Consider the following 1,331-nt stretch of genomic DNA (forward strand, 5'->3'; position numbering starts at 1 on the left):
TTGGTGGATCTTCTGAGCATCCTCGATCAGCCGCTCCAGCAATGGCGGTGGCGAGTAGCCAAGGTATTCACCGAGTTCGTGGAGGATGAGCTGGGCGTGCGACCGGAAGGTCGCCGCCCAGCGTTCCGGCGGAAACACGATCTCATCGTCAGCCTGCTCGGTGACCAGATCCAACAGCTCACGGCTCACCAGTAGTGACAGCAACGCCGCGTACAGCAGAATTTCCACAACAACCGGGCTGCTCGTGTCGAATTCGTCTAGTTCGTACTGTGTCTTCAGCTCACGGAACAACGTTTCTACCTCCCACCGACACCGATACAGCGTCGATAGATCCTCCGGCAGGAACTCGTCTCGCGGCAGATTCGTGATGTACAAATGGTAGTCGTCGGCGTCCTCGTCGCGGACGCCGACGACGCGGAACCGCTTTGTGTCCAGCGACCGCGTCCCGTTGTACGGCCCGCGCTTGAACTCTGCTTCGACCGCCACGTCGATGTACTTCCGCGAGAGGTCGTCGATCACATCGTGGATCTGCTTGCCTTCCAAGGGAATGGCGCGCCCGCGCCATTCCCGTAATTCTGCCGTTATCACCGGGTTCGCGTTCTCTTTCAACCGACTCACGAAGTAGCCGCCGTTCTCGTCGATCAACGCGAAACGGCGGTACTTGAAATACGCCAGATCGAGCAAAACCAACCGTCCGTGCAGCCACGAACCCGTCTTGAACAACGTGCTGTCGTGCGTTTTCTCGTCCGTCACGTCGATCCGTTCAATCGTCTCATCGGTGGCATTGTGGAGCAGGTGGAGCTTCGCTCCAGCCTGCTCCTCGTGACGAGCTTGGAACTCCTCAGAGAGGAACTCGTGCAACCGCAGGACGGTTCCATCAGCAATCATCACGTCTCTGAATCGGTCAATATCGGCGTCAACAGCGTCGGGAACAGCGACCTCGTCGAGCGCGGTCTCGACGAGGTCGCGGAGGTATTCCGCTAACGTCGGCGTCAACCGGTGATAGAATCCACCGGGAGAAATCATTTCGTCGGCTGTCGAGTTGTAACTGCGTCTGAACCCAGCGAGTGTTCGGCTCTCGCCTGCGGCGAAGCCGAACACGAGCGCCCACACGAAGACGGGGATCTGTAGCTTCCCTTCACGCTCGACCACGCCGAGTTCCTCGGCGTGCTCTTCGAGGAACTCGGAGGGAAACAGTGTAGTGAGCCGACGCATAATCCTCGATGAGGAGGTGCTGTTGGACACAGCTCTTGCCTCCTCGTTCCTCTCGAAAAGTAGCCTCGATAAGCCGCCGCTGTCACGCGGTTCTCGTCTTAGCTAAAGACGGATGC

The 1,331-nt window shown here is 58.7% G+C and carries 1 protein-coding gene; it reads right to left on the bottom strand.

Annotated features, from left to right (window positions below; all coding sequences use genetic code 11):
• Positions 1 to 1,215 (bottom strand): IS4 family transposase (locus D3D02_RS17955; protein WP_121571306.1); only part of this gene is annotated, 1,215 nt, incomplete at its 3' end.
• Positions 1,216 to 1,331 lie beyond the last annotated feature (116 nt).

The organism is Halobellus sp. Atlit-38R, from assembly GCF_003665925.1.
Classification (GTDB): domain Archaea; phylum Halobacteriota; class Halobacteria; order Halobacteriales; family Haloferacaceae; genus Haloquadratum; species Haloquadratum inordinatus.